This is a genomic window from Larkinella harenae, assembly GCF_054780515.1.
In genome coordinates, this window is record NZ_BAAGWE010000005.1 from 170,427 (window position 1) to 187,507 (window position 17,081).

Genomic DNA, 17,081 nt, shown 5'->3' on the forward strand with positions numbered 1-17,081 from the left:
TATTCACCTTTCATCCTTGTGATTGTTAATATTAATATTAACTTTGTCCTGTACTCAAACAAAGAACAACATGGCAAATATCAAAGACTTCGGCATAGTGACAATTGATGAGATTTGTAATCTTGCCGAAGGCGCGCCCGAGCAGACAAAAGAATTGGGGCGGACCGGAGACCCACGAACGCTGGAGCAATTTTTAAAGCATAGAGATTCCATTAGGCACATTCAGCTTCAAAACGCAACTTCAACCGCTTATGACTATTCAGGAGATTACGTTGATGTTGATCGATACCTTTGTGGTGACCCGGAATGCATGGTAAACTTTAATAGTTACGACGCTCCTAGATTTATTGAGATTGAGGTCATGACCGGAAGGCCGTGGTGGACACCAAACCGGATTGTGTTCGACTACTTCAATTACGTCCTTGATCTGATTGATAAAATTGAGTCAGAAGGTTGTCGATGCCAGATTAATATTACTGGCCATTACATGCTCAATAGCAGAGATAGCCACCAAATCAAATACGCCCTCCCTTATAAAAGCTACGGTGAACCATTGAACATGAGCCAACTGGCCGGACTGCTGCTTAATAATGATTTTTTTACCAATGTAACTGTTCCCGCCCTTGGATTCGGAGACTACTACAATTTTGATTACAGGCTTGTGGCCGGATGCCCGGAATTAATTCAAACCGACGAAAAAATCACCATTCCGTCACTGTATTGGTTCTTGGCAAGTCAAGACACTAAAAGAGAGTTCTTCGCGAATTGGACCCCACAGTATGTGCATAATAAAAGATTTTACCCCGTATTCACGAAGAGTTTTATTTACCGCGAATGGGGCCTCTCTCACCTGCTTTCCGAATAACGACAATACCAGCCCCGGCAGGTCGTCGGGGCTTCTTCTTACCTCAAACAAATATAACTAAGATGTATTTTCACAGTCTAGACTTCATTGTCGGGGAGGTATTCCCGATGCCGAACCCAGCCGGTCTGGGCAATGAGCACTTTATGCTCTGGACGAACACCGAGTTTCTTTCGGTGGCCTATTTCACCCAGAATGCCGATTACGATCTTCCGCTTTGGGATAGCACACCAATGGCGGTCGGCCTTTTCTCGACTCCGCAGACGGTGCCGGTGATTCTCCTGAAAATGGAAGGGGTGGGGGATTTCTGCCACCCGCTGAATATGTACCGACTGATCGGCGACGAACGCGGCCCGTTTCTGAAGCTCGATAAAAAGACCGTCTGTGTGATGCTGGTCGAAGCCGAAACGGGGGTATTGATCAGCATTCGACCGATTGAAATTCACTGGGCGGGTGTTCTTCAGCAGATATGCCGTCACCAGCTCGAAGTCTATGCCAGTGCTGAACAAGTGGAGATCGTCGCGCAGGATTTAATCAACCGGGTTCCGCTTCCTGAAATGTTCCAGGTGGCCGGTCGTCTGAACTGGCTCGATCTTCAGTTTCCGGTAATGAATCCGAAAGTTTCCCCGTCCGACAACTAAACAACAAAGAAAATGCCTAAGATAAAGATAACCTTTCCGGCCATACATTTTGACAGTATTGAAATGGAGGTAACGGATGAACAATGGGAGGATATTCACTATCAGTGGAACCCAGAAGAAAAGGCAAAATTCATTGAAGAACAGAATCAAAAAAGAATAGACCCGGAGATGACCTGGGAGAAATTAATTCTCGATGCTTTTGATGTTGGTTACGCTTCAATAAAGAAGGTAAAGGCGTGAATACGGATGAAAAACTGATTCTTTCGCTATTCGACTATACCGGAGCCTGGGCGCAGCCGTATATCGATGCAGGATATCCGGTTTTGCTCTGGGACAAGCAAATAGAAGGAGACATTCTATTAGAAGATGGCCAGCTTTCGGATACTGCTTGGAAATCATTAATGGGGTATTCTTCAGATGTTTATGGCATTTTAGCCGCCCCGCCCTGCACGTATTTTGCAGCTTCGGGGGCCAGATGGTGGCCACTAATTCCAGAAGAGAGCCTAACGCTCATGATTGCTCTGGCTCAGTTGGTAATGATCTTCGCTGAACACTGTGAAAACCTGAAGTTCTGGGCACTCGAAAACCCAGTTGGACGAATTGAGAAACTAATTCCAGAACTGAAGCCATACCGGCGAATGAGTTTCGATCCGCTTGATTACGGAGACCCCTACACGAAGAAAACAATCCTCTGGGGAAACTTCAACACGAACCTGTACAGTACACCAGCAATTAACCTGTACGGATCAATGATGCACAAGATACCGCCGTCCGTGCCGAACCGCCAGGCTTTGCGGTCTGCAACACCAAAAGGATTCGCCCGGGCATTTTTCAACGCAAACCGATAAAATCTAATGCAAATTGTAATAGGACACGAAATAATAGAGGGGGTTCCCTATATCAATGGCAAAAAAGCAATCTGGGACGAAAGCGAACCGCTTTTTGATTGCTTCAGTCAATGGCGCTGCCCGGAATGCAATGCACACCTTTCGGCCACAAAGCTAATCTGTCTAAATGCCTGCCACCTTTCGGCGGCTGCCTATAGAAGATTTCAAAGAGGCATGGCCGAGGTTTTCAACAGATCGAAATAGAATTTCTTAGTTAGTCTTTGTATTGAGTATATCTGGCAAACCCCGTTGACAAATGTCGGCGGGGTTTCTTACATTTAGAACTCAAAATAGGAGTGTGTTTCAGCAATGTTTCAGTAGAACTTTTGAATACTGCTGAATATCAGTGATATAGGGGCGTATTCCTATTTGATTAGCAAATTTACGAAATTTTGGCTGCTTTTACCACGTTTTTTGCAAGCTGTGGAATAACAGAACTCCCAGAATGATAACCCATCGTTTACCTAAAAAGTTGCCTCCGGCAGTATGAATCCCAACATTGCATTAACCATCCTGATTGCCTATTTTGCCATGCTCATTGTGGTTTCCTGGTATACCGCCAGAGGAGCCGATACGAATACGTTTTTTACCGCTAACCGCCAGACTCCCTGGTACTTGGTGGCATTTGCCATGATCGGTACTTCGCTGTCCGGTGTCACCTTCATTTCGGTGCCGGGCGCGGTGGGTAGCAAAGCGTTTTCCTACTTTCAGGTCATTTTGGGCAATATCGTGGGCTACTACGTCATCGCGATGGTTTTGATGCCACTCTACTACCGGATGAACCTGATTTCCATTTACGGTTACCTGGAAAAACGCTTTGGTTTCTGGTCGTACAAAACCGGTGCCGGGTTCTTTTTGCTGGCCCGAACGGTTGGCTCGGCCATTCGTCTGTACATTGCCGCCGGGGTGCTGCAAATTGCCATTTTCAACAGTTTCGGTATTCCGTTTGAAGTGTCGGTTGCGATTACCATTCTGCTCATTTGGCTGTATACGTTCAAAGGCGGAGTAAAAACCATTATCGTCACCGATACCCTCCAGACCACCTTTCTGGTGACGGCGGTGATACTGACCATTATCCTGATTTCGCGGGAGCTGGGCCTGGGCTTCGGCGAAATGGTTTCTACGATCTCACAAAGTGACTACTCCCAGATTTTTTTCTGGGATGCCAATGATCCGAAAAATTTCTTCAAGCAATTTATTTCCGGAATCTTTATCGCCATCGTTATGACGGGGCTGGATCAGGACCTGATGCAGAAAAACCTGACCTGTAAAAACATCGGTGAAGCTCAGAAGAATATGTTCTGGTTTACGGGTACATTTTCCGTTGTCGTTTTTCTGTTTCTCTCGCTGGGGGCGTTGCTTTACATTTACGCCAATTCGAAAGGCATTGCAATTCCGGCCAAAACCGATAATTTGTATCCCATGCTGGCGCTCGATCATTTCGGCCTGGTCGTCGGCATTACCTTTCTGCTGGGCATTACGGCGGCCACCTACGCCAGTTCCGATTCGGCCCTGACTGCTCTGACTACTTCCTTCTGCGTGGATTTTATGGACGTCGAAAACCGCCCGGAGGTGGAACGGGCCCGGATCAAACATTGGGTGCATATCGGTTTTTCGGTACTGTTTTTTGTGGTCATTATTATCTTCAACCGGCTTAATAGCCAGGATGTCGTAACGGCGGTTTTTGACCTGGCCGGTTATACGTACGGGCCGTTGCTGGGGCTGTATTCGTTCGGGTTGTTCACCAAACGTCCGGTCCGCGATGGCTGGGTGCCGTTGGTGTGTCTGGCTTCGCCGTTGCTGACGCTGTATGTCAATAATCATTCGGCGCAATGGTTCAATGGATACCAATTTGGCTTTGAACGACTGGTGCTCAATGGCGTGTTTACGTTTCTGGGTTTGTGGGCCGTATCACGCAATGCAACTGTTTCAAAAGAAGTGACGGTTTAACCGCTTGATCCGAAAAACCGTTGTATGCAATTTGATCCCGAAAATAATATCGTTCAACTTTGTGGGGCCGGAATGGAGCGGGAAGGTGAAGGAAAGCCGGACGAGGCTTTTCAACTGGTTCAGCGAGCCTGGCGTGAAGCGACCAATGACGTTGAACGATGCATTGCGGCCCATTACATGGCGCGTCACCAAAGTACGGTCATTGATAAATTAGCGTGGGATGAAATTGCGCTCCGGTCGGCTATAAACGTGCAGGAGCAAGACATGCTGGCGGTGTATCCGTCGTTGTATTTGAATATCGGGAAGTGCCATGAAGATCTGAAAGACTTTGACGCGGCCCGCAACAACTATCAGCTGGCCCAGCTTTACGCCGATGAGCTGCCAGATGATGGATACGGAAAAATGATTCGTTCCGGGATTCGGAGCGGTCTGGAACGAACAAGAAATGCATAACAGAAACGAAGCAATGAAACGACTGATCATACTCAGCACGACCCTGGTTTTAGCCGTCAGTTTGGCTTTTGGCCAGAAAACCGTACCTGTAAAAAGCAGCTGGAACAGCACGCCAGCGGCTATCGGAAGCGATTCGCCCGGCGAAGTTTACCTGGACAATTCCAAAATTCACGCTGTGGCAACCAACAACGCCGACAAGCTTTTTCTGACCTTTCAGCTGGACAACGATCAGGACCAGTTCAAGGCCCTGCTGTTTGGCAGCACCATCTGGCTCGATCAGAAGAGTAAGAAAAAATCCCGGCGTGGAATTCAGTTCCCACTGGCGGAAGAAATCGACCCGGCCACGGGCAAGCCATTGGCGTTTGCCGCCCAGACCGGACCGACAGACCGGGGTATGATGATGAAGCAATTAATCAACCGGAAAATTGAAATGAAGCTGATTCACCTGGTGGCCGAGGACGAAATGCTGGTGTCGGCCAGCGGTGATCCCTCCGGTATAACGGGCAAAATTGAAGAGAAAGCCGGGCGGCTGGTTTACCAACTGGCCATCCCCCTGGCGCTGATTGACGGGAAGCCCGGTACGCCACTGGCTATTGCCTTTGAAACAGGGGTACCGGAGCGGCCCAAACAGAAGGCGTCGGATGCCGGTAGCATGACGGGTATGGGAGGAATGTACGGTGGCGGGATGTATGGCGGTGGGATGTACGGTCGGCGCGGGATGTACGGCGGGGGGGGCGGTTTTAGCGGGCCAACCATTTCTTCAACCCGATTTGCATTGTCGGTTGAATTGGCTACTCCGTAAACCCGTGAGCAAGAGGATATCAAGTTCAAAATTTCTACAATAAGTAGAATGTTTTGAAGAATAGTATATATTTGAATAAATTTTTCCAAACTTAAGGGTTGTGAAACGGTTTACATCGCTCGCCTTATTTGTGCTACTGCTCTATCACATGATGGGGCACCTGCTCGTACTGCTTAGTGTGCAGTGGCAGGAGCAGCATGAATTGTCAGAGCGACTGACCGTTTTTTCTTCCGTAGACCACCTGGTTGAGTTCCAGATTCCCCTCCAGAAGCACCCCAACGAGGCCATCCTTACCCAGCAGAAATCCGAAGGGTTTAAATACCGGGGAAGCTATTACGAAATTGTCAATCTCGATGTCTCGGGCGACACCTTACACATTACCGGCTACGTCAACAAGACAAAGTCTTTCTTCCAGCGGGACCTGCTTTCATTCGTAAAAGAACAATTTGCCACCGGTACTTCCGAAACCGCTAAAAAAGCCAATAATCTGCTTAAATTACTTTTAAAGGAATACTCACCCATCAGCCGCGCGCGAACCTGGTTCTTTTTCTACGATTGGACCGAAAAAACCGTGCGTATTCCGTCCTTTGCATCCCTTCTTTTATCCCGGAGTTTGCCGGTTTTTTCTCCTCCCCCTGAAGTGTAGCCTTCTCAGCAGGATGTATGAATCAGTCATGGCCTAAAGCCGTGCGGGTTCGTCGCATACCTACAATTCGCAGTGGATTCCGCAGCTGGTCCAATGCCGCTATTCCTCCGGTGTATTCGCCGGAAGGCTACAGCGATTTGGGTTAGGGAATCCGCTCCGTTACTTGGGCGATTTCGTTGGAGGCTGATGCGATTTTCTCGATCGAATCGGTCATTCACCCTGCGCTTCATTTCAAGGCTATCATCTTTAGAACAGGATCAATGAAAAAACTATACGGTTTTGCGTGGGCATTGCTGTGCCTGTCCATGCTGCATACCCAGGTCGTAGCCCAGGGGTGCGTGGCGGTTCGGCACATGAGCTCGGCCACGCCGGGTACAGCGTCATCAGCTGACTTTTTTAAACAACGCACCGGACACTGGCAGATCAACGCCGGATATCGGTATTTCCGGTCGTTTCGGCACTTTAAAGGCGACGTCGAACAGAAGGAACGGCTGGAACAGAATACGGAAGTAATCAATCTCTCCCACGCGCTCGATCTGGGAATTACCTACCTGGCCACTCCCCGCCTATCGTTTTCGGTTAACCTGCCGATCCAGTACAACGATCGCTCATCGCTCTACGAACATTACGGGAACGCTGTCTCGGCCAATCCTCAACAAAAGCGGTTCCATACGTATTCTCAGGGAATCGGTGATGTTCGGATTTCGGGAAATTACTGGCTGGTTGACCCGCTGAAATACCCTAAAATGAACTTCGCGTTGGGCGCGGGCATCAAACTCCCAACCGGAAATCCGGGCGTAACGGGTGATTTTCACAAGCTGGACAAAGAAAAACGGGATTACGTGATCAACAAACCGGTTGATCAGTCCATTCAGTTGGGCGATGGCGGTGTGGGTTTCAGCCTTGAAGGCCAGGGATACGCACAGATTGCGGGCGGATTGGCGGTTTATGTGAACGGATATTACCTGTTCAATCCCCGCGAAATGAATAAGGTGCTCCGGACCCCCGAAGCCACAACCGTTGATCCCGTAATCGGGTATTTCTCCGTGGCGGATCAATTTGCGGCCCGGTTGGGCTTGAGTCAGACGCTGTCGTTCGTTCCGGGACTGGCCGTCATCCTCGGCGGCCGGGTTGAAGGTGTGCCGTCGTCCGATGTTTTTGGCGGCAGCAGCGGGTACCGCCGACCGGGTTACATTGTATCCGTAGAGCCGGGGCTTACCTACATGCGGGGGAAATTCTCCGCTGCCGCTACGGTTCCGGTGGCACTCTACCGCAACCGGATCAAAAGTTACTACGATAAGCTTGATCCGCAAGGCCTTCGTCATGGTGATGCGGCTTTTGCCGATTATTCGGTTTCAATCTCCTTAAGTCGCTGGTTTTAAGACATTCGAATACGCTTTCCGACATGTATCCACCTGATCTTTCACTTATTTTATAAAAATGAAAAAAATTACTGGTTGCCTGCTGACTATTGCGATGATGGTAGCAGGAAAGTCGATGGCACAAATGCCGCATGATGCAATTTACATGGGAAAAGGGTCGGTTTGTGTGGCGGCTATGTACGGAAAAAGTACTTGGAATGAGTACTGGGAAAACTCGCTCAAACGCTCCAATTCCAATATCGGTACGCATACTACCCAAAATGTCATGTTAATGCCTGCCATCGGGATTGGAAAAGGACTCAACGTGATTCTGAGTTTGCCGTATGTCTGGACCCAGACCAGCGCCGGAAACCTGTTGGGACAGAAAGGATTTCAGGATCTATCAGCCTGGCTGAAATACCGGGTCGTATCAACGCACGGTTTTTCGTTGCACGCGGTAGCCGGGGCGTCGTTGCCGGTCAGCAACTATGTGCCCGACTTCATGCCCATGTCGATTGGGTTACAATGCCGGACATTTTCGGGGCGATTAATTGCCAATTACAAACACCCGGGCACGGGGTTCTACGTGAATGCACACGGGACCTATATGTGGCGCAGTAATATAACCGTTGATCGGGATTCTTACCGGGCCGATAACCGCTTGTATAACACCCATGAAGTTCACGTACCAAATGCGTACGATATGGGATTACGGCTCGGTATTCTGCGAAGAAGCTGGCAAACCGAAGTGTGGGCCGAACGGACCTCCTGTACGCAGGGTGATTTCATCCAGCGGCATGATATGCCATTCCCGACGAACAACATGCAGGCCACCATGGTGGGATGGTACGGTAAGTTTCAACCCAAAAGTATCGGCCTCAACGCCCGGGTGGGCTATGTAACCGAAGGACGGAATGTGGGGCAAAGCACCAGCCTGATGGTGGGCGTTTTGTATCAGTTTAAAGTGTGGAATAAATCATAACAGCTTGTCTAAAACCATCTCAGTCACGAATTCAGTAGCGTAACCTATTATGAAAAAGTATACGAAAAATATCAAATCGGCGGCATTGCTTTTTGGCCTGACAGCCGTGCTGGCGGCCTGTGATAAAACGATTGATGAACCGGTTAGAGATCATTACATTCCGGTTTCCGTGGATGAAAAAGCCGGTAGCTGGAAAACTTACTTGCTTGCCTCATCGTCGGAAATCGCTGTTGCGGCCCCCAAAGCTGTATCTTCTCCGGAATATATTGCTGAATTGGCGAGCTTGAAGCAACAATCTGCCAACCTGACGAAAGAACAACGGGAGGCTGTCGAATACTGGGGCAGCGGGGCCGTTTACCGCTGGAACGAAATTGCCCGCGAACTCGCGGCTCGCTACAACAACCCGCCAGCCTATAACAAAGAAGGAAAATATCCAATTCCCGACGCGAATAATCCGCTGGCAGATCCCAAGTTTCCGTTTGCCAACCCCCCGTACGCATCCCGGGCTCTAGCCTACCTGAGCGTAGCACAGTATGATGCGTTGGTAACGGCTTGGAATTACAAATACAAGTACAATCGGGCTGCTCCTTCTAAAACCGACGCGACGATTCAGACGGCGTTACCGGTTTCGGGGATACCCACCTATCCCTCAGAAGATGCCGTGGTTGCAGCGGCTTCGATGACCATTCTCAAGGCCATGTTTCCGGGCGAAGTCCCTTTTCTGGAGGCTAAACTGAAACAGCACCGCGAAAGCCGCCTGTGGGCCGGTATGAATGTGGAAAGTGATCTGGTAGCTGGTGTCGAACTGGGCAATGCCGTAGCAGCCAAGGTGATGGGCCGGGCCCGAACCGACGGAATGGCGGCCGCCAACAACCAGGCCATGACGGGTGGTATGATCGAGAAAGCAAAAGCACGCGGTTTGCGCGAAGCCTGGGTGAGTCAGGAATTACCGCTCCGTCCGCCCATGCTGCCTACCTATGGAGACGTGTTGCCGTGGAATTTCGACCGGGCCACCGTTGTCGCGCTGCGTGCGGTACCACCGCCAGCGCTCGATAGTCCGGATTTCAAGAAAGACCTTGATGAGCTGAAAAATATTCAGAAGAAACAAACCCGCGAACAGGCACGGATTGCCAACTACTGGGCCGATGGAGCAGGCAGTTACACCCCTCCCGGACACTGGCACCGCACGGCGGCCAATGTAAGTCATGATGCCAAACACAGTGAAGTACGGATGGCGCGGACTTTGGCGCTGCTCGGTACCGCGGAAATGGATGCTGCTATTGTCTGCTGGGAAACGAAATACTATTACTACTATCCGCGTCCTCAGCAATTTGGTGTAAAAACGTCGGTCGGCTTGCCCAACTTTCCATCCTATACGTCGGGGCACTCGACCTTTTCGGGCGCTGCGGCCACCGTTTTAGGCCATTTATTTCCCGACAAAGCCGATACATTCAAGAAGCAGGCTGATGAGGCTTCTGTATCCCGTATTTACGGGCTGATCCACTATCGTTTTGATTGTGAGGTGGGGTTGAAGGCCGGCAACAAAGTGGGTGAGTATGCAATTGCCCGGGCCAAGGCCGATGGGGCCAGTTTTTAACTTAATGGCATTATCATGACGAATTGCCAATACCTTTTGAGTGCATTAATGTGTATCGTTTTTGGAGCGGGCGGGTTACAGACGGTTCGTGGGCAGTCGCAATCCCAGAAACCGTCATCCGATACCCTGCGCAGCCGAACGCTGGAGGAGGTCAATGTGACGGGACTTCGGGAGGGACATACGCAATCGTTGCCGGATGTGCAGGGAACTTACCTGATGGGTGGAAAGCGGAGTGAAGTCATTCGACTGAATGAAACCGACGCCAACATTGCCGAAAAAAATGCCCGGCAGGTGTTTGCCCGGCTTCCAGGATTGTTTGTGTACGACATGGACGGCACGGGTAATCAAATGAACGTAGCCACCCGGGGGCTTGACCCGCACCGGTCGTGGGAGTACAACATTCGTCAGAACGGTATTATCACCAATTCTGATATGTACGGGTATCCGGCCAGTCATTATTCCGCACCGATGGAAAGCATTGATCGCATTGAGCTGGTACGAGGAACGGCTTCGCTGCAATACGGGGCGCAGTTTGGCGGAATGCTCAATTACGTCACCAAAACGGGCGACACCACCCGGCGGTTTGGGTTTGAAACCATTAATTCAGTGGGATCGTACGGTTTGCGAAGCACGTACAACGCCATTGGTGGGCGGATCGGAAAACTGACGTATTACGGTTATTACCACCGGCGGCATTCGGACGGGTATCGTGACAACGCCACGTCCAATGCTCAGGCTCAGTTTGTCAGCCTTCAATATCAGGCCACCCGTCGGCTGCGCCTAAGCGCAGAGCTGGGGCGTTCAGAATACGTCTACCGAATTCCGGGGCCGCTCACGGAAGAAATGTTTGCGCAAAATCCGCGGCAGGCCACCCGAAGCCGGAATTACTTCAACCCCGATATCTGGGTGCCGTCGTTGCGGCTGGATTGGCAGATTACGGACCAGACCCGGCTGATGTGGCTGGCATCGGCCGTACTGGGGTCCCGCAACAGCGTGATGTTTGATGCACTGGCGAACGTGCCGGACACCCTGATTCGGGCTACCGGGCAAGCTCGAAACCGTCAGGTGGATATTGATAAGTTCAATAGCTACACCAGCGAACTGCGGTTGTTACACAATTATGCCATCGGTTCGGTAACTGCTACCGGGGTGGTGGGTGTGCAGGTGATGAACAACGACCTGAATCGGCGGCAGCTGGGACGGGGAACGACGGGTTCTGATTTTGACTTGTCGCTGGTTGCCCCGTTTGGTCGCGATCTGCACATGTACACGAACAACGTAGCGGTTTTTCTCGAAAACCAGTTCCATTTGACCCCGAAACTGACCGTTACGCCGGGAGTTCGGTTCGAAAGTGGACAGACGCGGGTGCGCGGAACCATCAGCTATTACGATCCGCTTCAGTTGCCGAATAACATCGAGCACCGGTTTGCACTCCTGGGCATCAATGCGCAATACCGCTTCAGCCCGGACGTGAAACTCTACGGCGGCTGGTCGCAGGCCTATCGCCCGGTGATATTTAAGGATATTATTCCGACTTCTGTCTATGAGCAGGTGGATAAAAACCTGAAGGATGCGACGGGCTTTAACGCCGAAATTGGCGTGGATGGCTATTGGCAGGGGCTACACGTCAACGTCAGCGCGTTCTATTTGCCGTACCATAACCGGCTGGGAAGCCTGATTCTGACCAACCCGAACGGGCAAAATACCGTGTTCCGGACAAACGTTGGCGATAGCAAAACCAAGGGCGTTGAAGCGCTGGTTGAAACACAATTTGTGAAAACGAGCCAGTTTTCTCTGACGGGGTTCACCTCGACGGCGTATGTAGATGCCCGGTATACGAACGCACGCGTGTCGACAGGAACGGACAACAAAACCATCAACGGAAACCAGGTAGAATCGGCCCCACGCTGGACCAGCCGCAACGGATTGATCGGTCGTTACCGGACGCTCAGCCTGACCGCGCAGTTTAGCTACGTCAGCCAGACATTCTCGGACGCCTTGAACACGCCCGTTGCCTTGCCGAATGGATCAAGAGGGCCAGTTCCGGCCTACGGTATCTGGGATCTGAACGCAACCTGGCGGATCAGCCGACGCTTCAATTTGCGTGGAAGCGTCAATAATCTGTTGAATAAATCGTACTTCACCAAACGTCCGACGTTTTACCCGGGGCCGGGCATCTGGCCATCGGACGGACGGACCGGAGTATTGACGCTTGGAATTAAACTATAAACCGTATGTTGCCGTGTTCGGCGTATTAAACCGTCTCTCGTATGAAACTACAGACCGAATCCGTGGGGAGCATTCCCCGACCTCTTGAACTGATTGCGGCTATTCAGGCTGATCGGCCCGCGTCGGAACTGGATGAATTATACGAAAAAGCCGTTCGGGAGACGTTGCAGGCGCTGGAAAACACCGGTTCGCCCGTCCTTACGGATGGCGAGCAGGCCAAATCCAGCTTTGCAACGTACCCGCTGAATGGCATCGATACGATTGTGCCCGGGGGCATGCGAATCGATTTTGCAGATGGACATTTTCGCCAGTTGCCACTGCTGAAAAAAGCCCCATTCCGCTTTGGGCAATACGCCGATGCATATTTAGCCAAAGCCCAGCAGCTGACGAAACTTCCGGTGAAGCAGGCCGTTATTTCGGCTTCCGCGCTGAGTTTGATCTATCCGCCCGAAGGCATTGATGACTATTCGCAAGCCGAATTTGTGGCTGACCTGCTCGATGAAGCCGAAAAAGACATCCGCCGTTGTCTGGAACAAGGTGCTCACAAGGTTCAGATTGATTTTACGGAAGGCCGGCTGTCACTGAAACTGGACCCGTCAGGCGGTGTTTTGCGGCATTTTATCGCACTCAATAACCAGGTGTTATCCCGGTTTTCGAACGAGGAGAAAGAACGGATTGGGGTTCACGTCTGCCCCGGTGGCGATCATGACTCAACCCACAGCGCCGATGTTGATTACGCCGACTTTTTGCCGGAACTGTTCAACCTGGATGTGCATAATTTCTACCTTCAGCTGGCCAGCGAACCGGATCGGACGAAAGTATTGAAGACAATTCAAACGTATTTGAAACCCAATCAGGTCGTTTTTGTGGGGGTGATCGATGTGCTCAATCCACGGGTTGAAACGCCCGAAGAGGTGAGAGACCGGGTGCTGGAAGCGGCTGAATACATTCCGCTACACCAATTAGGCACCACTGACGATTGCGGTTTTTCGCCTTTCTGCGACGATGTTTCCACAAGCCGGGAAACAGCTTTTGCGAAAATAAAAGCCCGGATTGACGGAACGAGGCTAGCTGAAGAAAAGCTGTTTGCTAATTAAAATTTTGATCACGGTTTCAATCATTCAACTGAAGACGGTACCACCATGCCTCACATTCCGCTTCCTGATCACCTGCCGGGTATTACCGGTTTGCTCGAGTATCGGCTCGATACGGCCATGCCGATCCGGGAACTGACGCAACTCCTGTTGCGCGGTGAATCGACGTTGTCGCCGGGCGAACGCGAGCTGATTGCAACGCTGGTCTCGGCGCGCAATGAAACCCGCTTCTGCACGGCGGCACACACCAAAGCGGCTGATTTGCTGCTGGGTGACGAAGAAACGGCCCGGCAGGTAATACACGATTTTGAAACCGCGCCCATTAGCGAAAAAATGAAAGCGCTACTGGCCATTGCCGCCCTGACCCAGCGGAGCGGTAAAGCCGTAACACCCGAAGCCATCGAACGGGCCAGACAGGCGGGGGCCAACGACCGGGAAATTCACGATACGGTTTTGATCACCGCTCTGTTTTGCCTGTATAACAAATATGTCGATGGAATGGCGACCGTTACCCCAACCGACCCGGCGTATTACCAACGGTTGGGTGAGCGAATCGTTACTGGGTACCGACGGCCGGAAAATGGCTTTCCGACCCCTTTGAAAATGTAAAATTTGAGAGCTTCATAAAATGACAGTCTTTGACAGAGGTATGCCCTGTTCATTCGAAATACGAAGGAGAAAAGAGGCTTCGAACGGAAGCCGCATCTGCATACCCCAAAATAAATCAATCAGCACAGGCATAAAAAGAAGCATTATTAGTTCAGTTTGATCTTATTCCATGAAACATTATATACTATTTTTTACACTGATCGGCTGCTTGCTGACGGTTTTTGCGGGCGATGCTCAGGCGCAGCAAACGCGCTTGGCCGGAACCCTCATCGATGCCGATACCAAAGCTCCGCTGGCCGGGGCCAGTATCATGATCAAAGACCAATTGAGTGGAACCGTTGCCGATGCAAACGGACAATTTTCGTTGCTGACCAACCGGCGCGGTCCCTGGACGCTCGTGGTGACAATGGTGGGGTATGAAAAACAGCAGGTCGCGGTGACGGATGCCGATAAGCCCCTGGCGGTTTCACTGAAAACCAGTACACAGGTCTTGCAGGATGTGGTGGTAGCGGCTTCACGGGTGGAAGAAAGCCTGTTGCAGGCCCCGGTGAGCATTGAGAAAATGGATGCCCGGGCCATTCGGGAAACGCCATCGGCCAGTTTTTACGAAGGAATCAATAACCTGAAAGGGGTTGATATGATCACCAGTGGACTGACCTACAAGCAGATCAATACGCGCGGTTTTGCCAGCACGGGCAACAGCCGGTTTTTGCAACTGATCGATGGCGTCGACAACCAGCCTGCCGGTTTCGGGTTTTCGGTGGGCAACATGTTGGGCCTGTCGGACCTGGATGCGGAAAGCGTGGAGCTGGTTCCGGGCGCAGCATCGGCGCTGTACGGTCCAGCCGCTTTTAATGGAGCGTTGCTGATGCACTCGAAAGATCCTTTTCAGTATCAGGGACTCAGCGCGCAGGCCAAAATGGGCGTCAACCACCTCAACGATCCCAACACCGGTGCCGCTCTGTATCAGGATTACGCCTTCCGGTACGCGAAGGCATTTGCTAACCGGTTGGCATTCAAGGTAAATGTGTCCTATATGCGCGGATTGGACTGGTTTGCTACGGATTATACGGATGTTGATGCTACGACACCTTCGGAACTGAAAGGCCGCAACAATCCGGCCTACAACGGTCTGAATGTGTACGGCGACGAAGTAAACCGGACGATCACCGGCATCGGCAAAGTGGCCCGGACAGGGTATGAAGAACGGTATCTGACCGATTACAATGTTTACAGCCTGAAGCTAAACGGGGCTTTGCATTACCGCATCACACCCAATTTGGAAGCGATTTATTCGTATAATTATTCCAAAGGTACTGCCAATTATACCGGGAGCAACCGGTTTTCGGTCAACGGTTTTTCCTTGCTGCAACACCGGGTCGAACTGCGCGGATCAAACTTTTTCGTTCGCTGGTACACCAACCAGGAAGACTCTCACGACTCGTACAACACCCGTTCGCTGGGGCAGCAAATCAATCGGACGTGGGTGCGCGATTTGAGCGGCAATGTGGTTCCGGCGAATCAGGCCGATGAAATGTGGTTCACCCGCTATACCGCAGCCTACCAGGGCAAAGCACCGGGTGTAACGGCTGCCAGCCACGCAGCCGCCCGCGGCTTTGCCGACCAGGGACGGTATTTGCCGGGTTCGTCGGAGTTTGAACGCGAGAAAGCGCGGCTGGAAGGCATACAGGGATTGGCGGGTGCCGGAATCATGAGCCAGACGAAAATGCACCATACCGACGCGCAGTACAACTTTTCCTCCGCGCTGGAAAAAGCCGGTTTATCGAAAACCGAGGTGCTGGCCGGTGGCAATTTTCGTCAATACAGCCTGTTCACGAACGGTACCTTGTTTGACGACAAAGGCGGTCGAATTCTGTATTATGAATACGGCGCGTTTCTTCAGGCAAGTCAACGGTTTTGGGCCGATAAGCTGAAGCTGACGGTTTCGGGGCGGTACGACAAAAACCAGAACTTTGCCGGTTATTTCACGCCCCGGGCGTCGCTGGTCTTTTCGCCTATGGAGGCCCACAACTTCCGGGCGTCGTTTCAGACCGGTTTTCGGAATCCGACCCCGAGTGATCAGTTCATTAAACTCAACGTCGGACCCATCACAATTCTGGGCGGAGCACCTTCCAACAGCGCAGGCATGAACGTCTACGAAAACTCGATCAACTCGCCAACCGTCGGCGGGTTTGTCAACGGTTTCCTGGCCGATATGCAATCGGGCAAAACGCCCCAGCAGGCGGTGATGGATAACAAAGACAAGCTGCAAAAGTCGAACGTAGCTTACATCAAGCCCGAGAAAGTACAGAGTTACGAGGTGGGTTACCGGGGCCTCATCCATAACCGGCTGGCCGTGGATGCCAACTACTATTTTGGGCAGTACCAGAATTTTATTCTGAACCAGGTCGTTATCCGGCCCGACAGCCCGGTGTTGGGAACCGACGGAAAAATCAACCCGGCGGCTGCTCAGGATATCCTGAATTCGAAGTACCAGGTTTTTCAGCTTTATACCAATGCCAACGATCAGGTGACGGCGCAGGGGGCCACGCTCGGTCTGACCTATTTTGTGCCGGGCGGCTACACTATCGGCGGGAACGGAACCTGGTCTGCTTTCAACCTGAAAGGAGCCAATCCGAACAACATTCCGGCTTTTAACACCCCCCGCTACAAAACCAACGTGACGGTCGGGAACCGGAACATTGCCAAGAACATCGGTTTTAATGTCGCCTGGCACTGGCAGGATTCATTTGACTGGGTGGGCTCGTTCAATGATCTGCGCCCGGGCCGGATTCAGGCCTACCACCTGCTTGATGCGCAGGTAACCTATCGGATGCCAGCGCTGAAAACCGCCCTGAAAGTGGGTGCCAGCAACCTGACCAATCAGTACATTGTGCAGTCCTACGGTTCGCCGGCGGTGGGTGGATTGTATTACATATCGCTGACATTTGATCAAAATATGCGTTGA

General features: G+C 51.4%; 16 protein-coding genes. All 16 read left to right on the forward strand.

What is annotated here, in order from left to right; genetic code table 11:
• Positions 1-70: 70 nt before the first annotated feature.
• Positions 71-865: a DUF7192 family protein gene (locus ACYVH9_RS22600; RefSeq protein ID WP_460638682.1), complete on the forward strand. Its 795-nt coding sequence runs from the start codon at positions 71-73 to the stop codon at positions 863-865.
• Between the two features lie 62 nt (positions 866-927).
• A complete protein-coding gene (locus ACYVH9_RS22605) occupies positions 928-1,503 on the forward strand; it encodes a hypothetical protein (RefSeq protein ID WP_460638683.1) in 576 nt (191 codons plus the stop codon).
• 12 nt (positions 1,504-1,515) lie between these two features.
• Complete coding sequence (locus ACYVH9_RS22610) at positions 1,516-1,743, forward strand: hypothetical protein (RefSeq protein ID WP_460638684.1); 228 nt, start codon at positions 1,516-1,518, stop codon at positions 1,741-1,743.
• The gene (locus tag ACYVH9_RS22615) at positions 1,740-2,351 is read left to right on the forward strand and encodes a hypothetical protein (RefSeq protein WP_460638685.1); all 612 of its coding nucleotides are present in this window, start codon (positions 1,740-1,742) and stop codon (positions 2,349-2,351) included. Before ACYVH9_RS22610 ends, ACYVH9_RS22615 begins: the two co-directional genes overlap by 4 nt.
• Before the next feature lie 525 nt (positions 2,352-2,876).
• Positions 2,877-4,340, forward strand: a complete 1,464-nt coding sequence (locus ACYVH9_RS22620; protein ID WP_460638686.1) for a sodium:solute symporter — start codon at positions 2,877-2,879, stop codon at positions 4,338-4,340.
• Positions 4,341-4,364: 24 nt separating this feature from the next.
• A complete protein-coding gene (locus ACYVH9_RS22625) occupies positions 4,365-4,793 on the forward strand; it encodes an rRNA adenine methyltransferase (protein WP_460638687.1) in 429 nt (142 codons plus the stop codon).
• 13 nt (positions 4,794-4,806) lie between these two features.
• Entirely contained in the window at positions 4,807-5,595 is a 789-nt protein-coding gene (locus tag ACYVH9_RS22630; RefSeq protein WP_460638688.1) for a hypothetical protein, read from the forward strand.
• 100 nt (positions 5,596-5,695) lie between these two features.
• On the forward strand, positions 5,696-6,241 hold the full coding sequence (locus ACYVH9_RS22635; protein WP_460638689.1) for a hypothetical protein: 546 nt from the start codon (positions 5,696-5,698) through the stop codon (positions 6,239-6,241).
• Positions 6,242-6,258: 17 nt separating this feature from the next.
• Complete coding sequence (locus ACYVH9_RS22640) at positions 6,259-6,387, forward strand: hypothetical protein (protein WP_460638690.1); 129 nt, start codon at positions 6,259-6,261, stop codon at positions 6,385-6,387.
• Positions 6,388-6,501: 114 nt separating this feature from the next.
• Positions 6,502-7,623, forward strand: a complete 1,122-nt coding sequence (locus ACYVH9_RS22645) for a hypothetical protein (RefSeq protein WP_460638691.1) — start codon at positions 6,502-6,504, stop codon at positions 7,621-7,623.
• Between the two features lie 58 nt (positions 7,624-7,681).
• Entirely contained in the window at positions 7,682-8,584 is a 903-nt protein-coding gene (locus ACYVH9_RS22650) for a hypothetical protein (RefSeq protein WP_460638692.1), read from the forward strand.
• Positions 8,585-8,633: 49 nt separating this feature from the next.
• Positions 8,634-10,181 (forward strand): vanadium-dependent haloperoxidase, encoded by a 1,548-nt coding sequence (locus ACYVH9_RS22655; protein WP_460638693.1) that lies wholly within the window; start codon positions 8,634-8,636, stop codon positions 10,179-10,181.
• Between the two features lie 48 nt (positions 10,182-10,229).
• Positions 10,230-12,410, forward strand: a complete 2,181-nt coding sequence (locus ACYVH9_RS22660; protein ID WP_460638694.1) for a TonB-dependent receptor family protein — start codon at positions 10,230-10,232, stop codon at positions 12,408-12,410.
• Between the two features lie 41 nt (positions 12,411-12,451).
• Complete coding sequence (locus ACYVH9_RS22665) at positions 12,452-13,507, forward strand: cobalamin-independent methionine synthase II family protein (RefSeq protein WP_460638695.1); 1,056 nt, start codon at positions 12,452-12,454, stop codon at positions 13,505-13,507.
• A gap of 45 nt (positions 13,508-13,552) precedes the next feature.
• A complete protein-coding gene (locus ACYVH9_RS22670) occupies positions 13,553-14,113 on the forward strand; it encodes a carboxymuconolactone decarboxylase family protein (RefSeq protein WP_460638696.1) in 561 nt (186 codons plus the stop codon).
• 169 nt (positions 14,114-14,282) lie between these two features.
• On the forward strand, positions 14,283-17,081 hold the full coding sequence (locus ACYVH9_RS22675) for a TonB-dependent receptor (protein WP_460638697.1): 2,799 nt from the start codon (positions 14,283-14,285) through the stop codon (positions 17,079-17,081).

Bases quoted from the DNA above. Each gene is read 5' to 3' on its own strand.
- ACYVH9_RS22600 (WP_460638682.1), top strand. From the start codon at position 71: ATGGCAAATATCAAAGACTTCGGCATAGTGACAATTGATGAGATTTGT.
- ACYVH9_RS22605 (WP_460638683.1), top strand. From the start codon at position 928: ATGTATTTTCACAGTCTAGACTTCATTGTCGGGGAGGTATTCCCGATG.
- ACYVH9_RS22610 (WP_460638684.1), top strand. From the start codon at position 1,516: ATGCCTAAGATAAAGATAACCTTTCCGGCCATACATTTTGACAGTATT.
- ACYVH9_RS22620 (WP_460638686.1), top strand. From the start codon at position 2,877: ATGAATCCCAACATTGCATTAACCATCCTGATTGCCTATTTTGCCATG.
- ACYVH9_RS22625 (WP_460638687.1), top strand. From the start codon at position 4,365: ATGCAATTTGATCCCGAAAATAATATCGTTCAACTTTGTGGGGCCGGA.
- ACYVH9_RS22630 (WP_460638688.1), top strand. From the start codon at position 4,807: ATGAAACGACTGATCATACTCAGCACGACCCTGGTTTTAGCCGTCAGT.
- ACYVH9_RS22640 (WP_460638690.1), top strand. From the start codon at position 6,259: ATGAATCAGTCATGGCCTAAAGCCGTGCGGGTTCGTCGCATACCTACA.
- ACYVH9_RS22645 (WP_460638691.1), top strand. From the start codon at position 6,502: ATGAAAAAACTATACGGTTTTGCGTGGGCATTGCTGTGCCTGTCCATG.
- ACYVH9_RS22650 (WP_460638692.1), top strand. From the start codon at position 7,682: ATGAAAAAAATTACTGGTTGCCTGCTGACTATTGCGATGATGGTAGCA.
- ACYVH9_RS22655 (WP_460638693.1), top strand. From the start codon at position 8,634: ATGAAAAAGTATACGAAAAATATCAAATCGGCGGCATTGCTTTTTGGC.
- ACYVH9_RS22660 (WP_460638694.1), top strand. From the start codon at position 10,230: ATGTGTATCGTTTTTGGAGCGGGCGGGTTACAGACGGTTCGTGGGCAG.
- ACYVH9_RS22665 (WP_460638695.1), top strand. From the start codon at position 12,452: ATGAAACTACAGACCGAATCCGTGGGGAGCATTCCCCGACCTCTTGAA.
- ACYVH9_RS22670 (WP_460638696.1), top strand. From the start codon at position 13,553: ATGCCTCACATTCCGCTTCCTGATCACCTGCCGGGTATTACCGGTTTG.
- ACYVH9_RS22675 (WP_460638697.1), top strand. From the start codon at position 14,283: ATGAAACATTATATACTATTTTTTACACTGATCGGCTGCTTGCTGACG.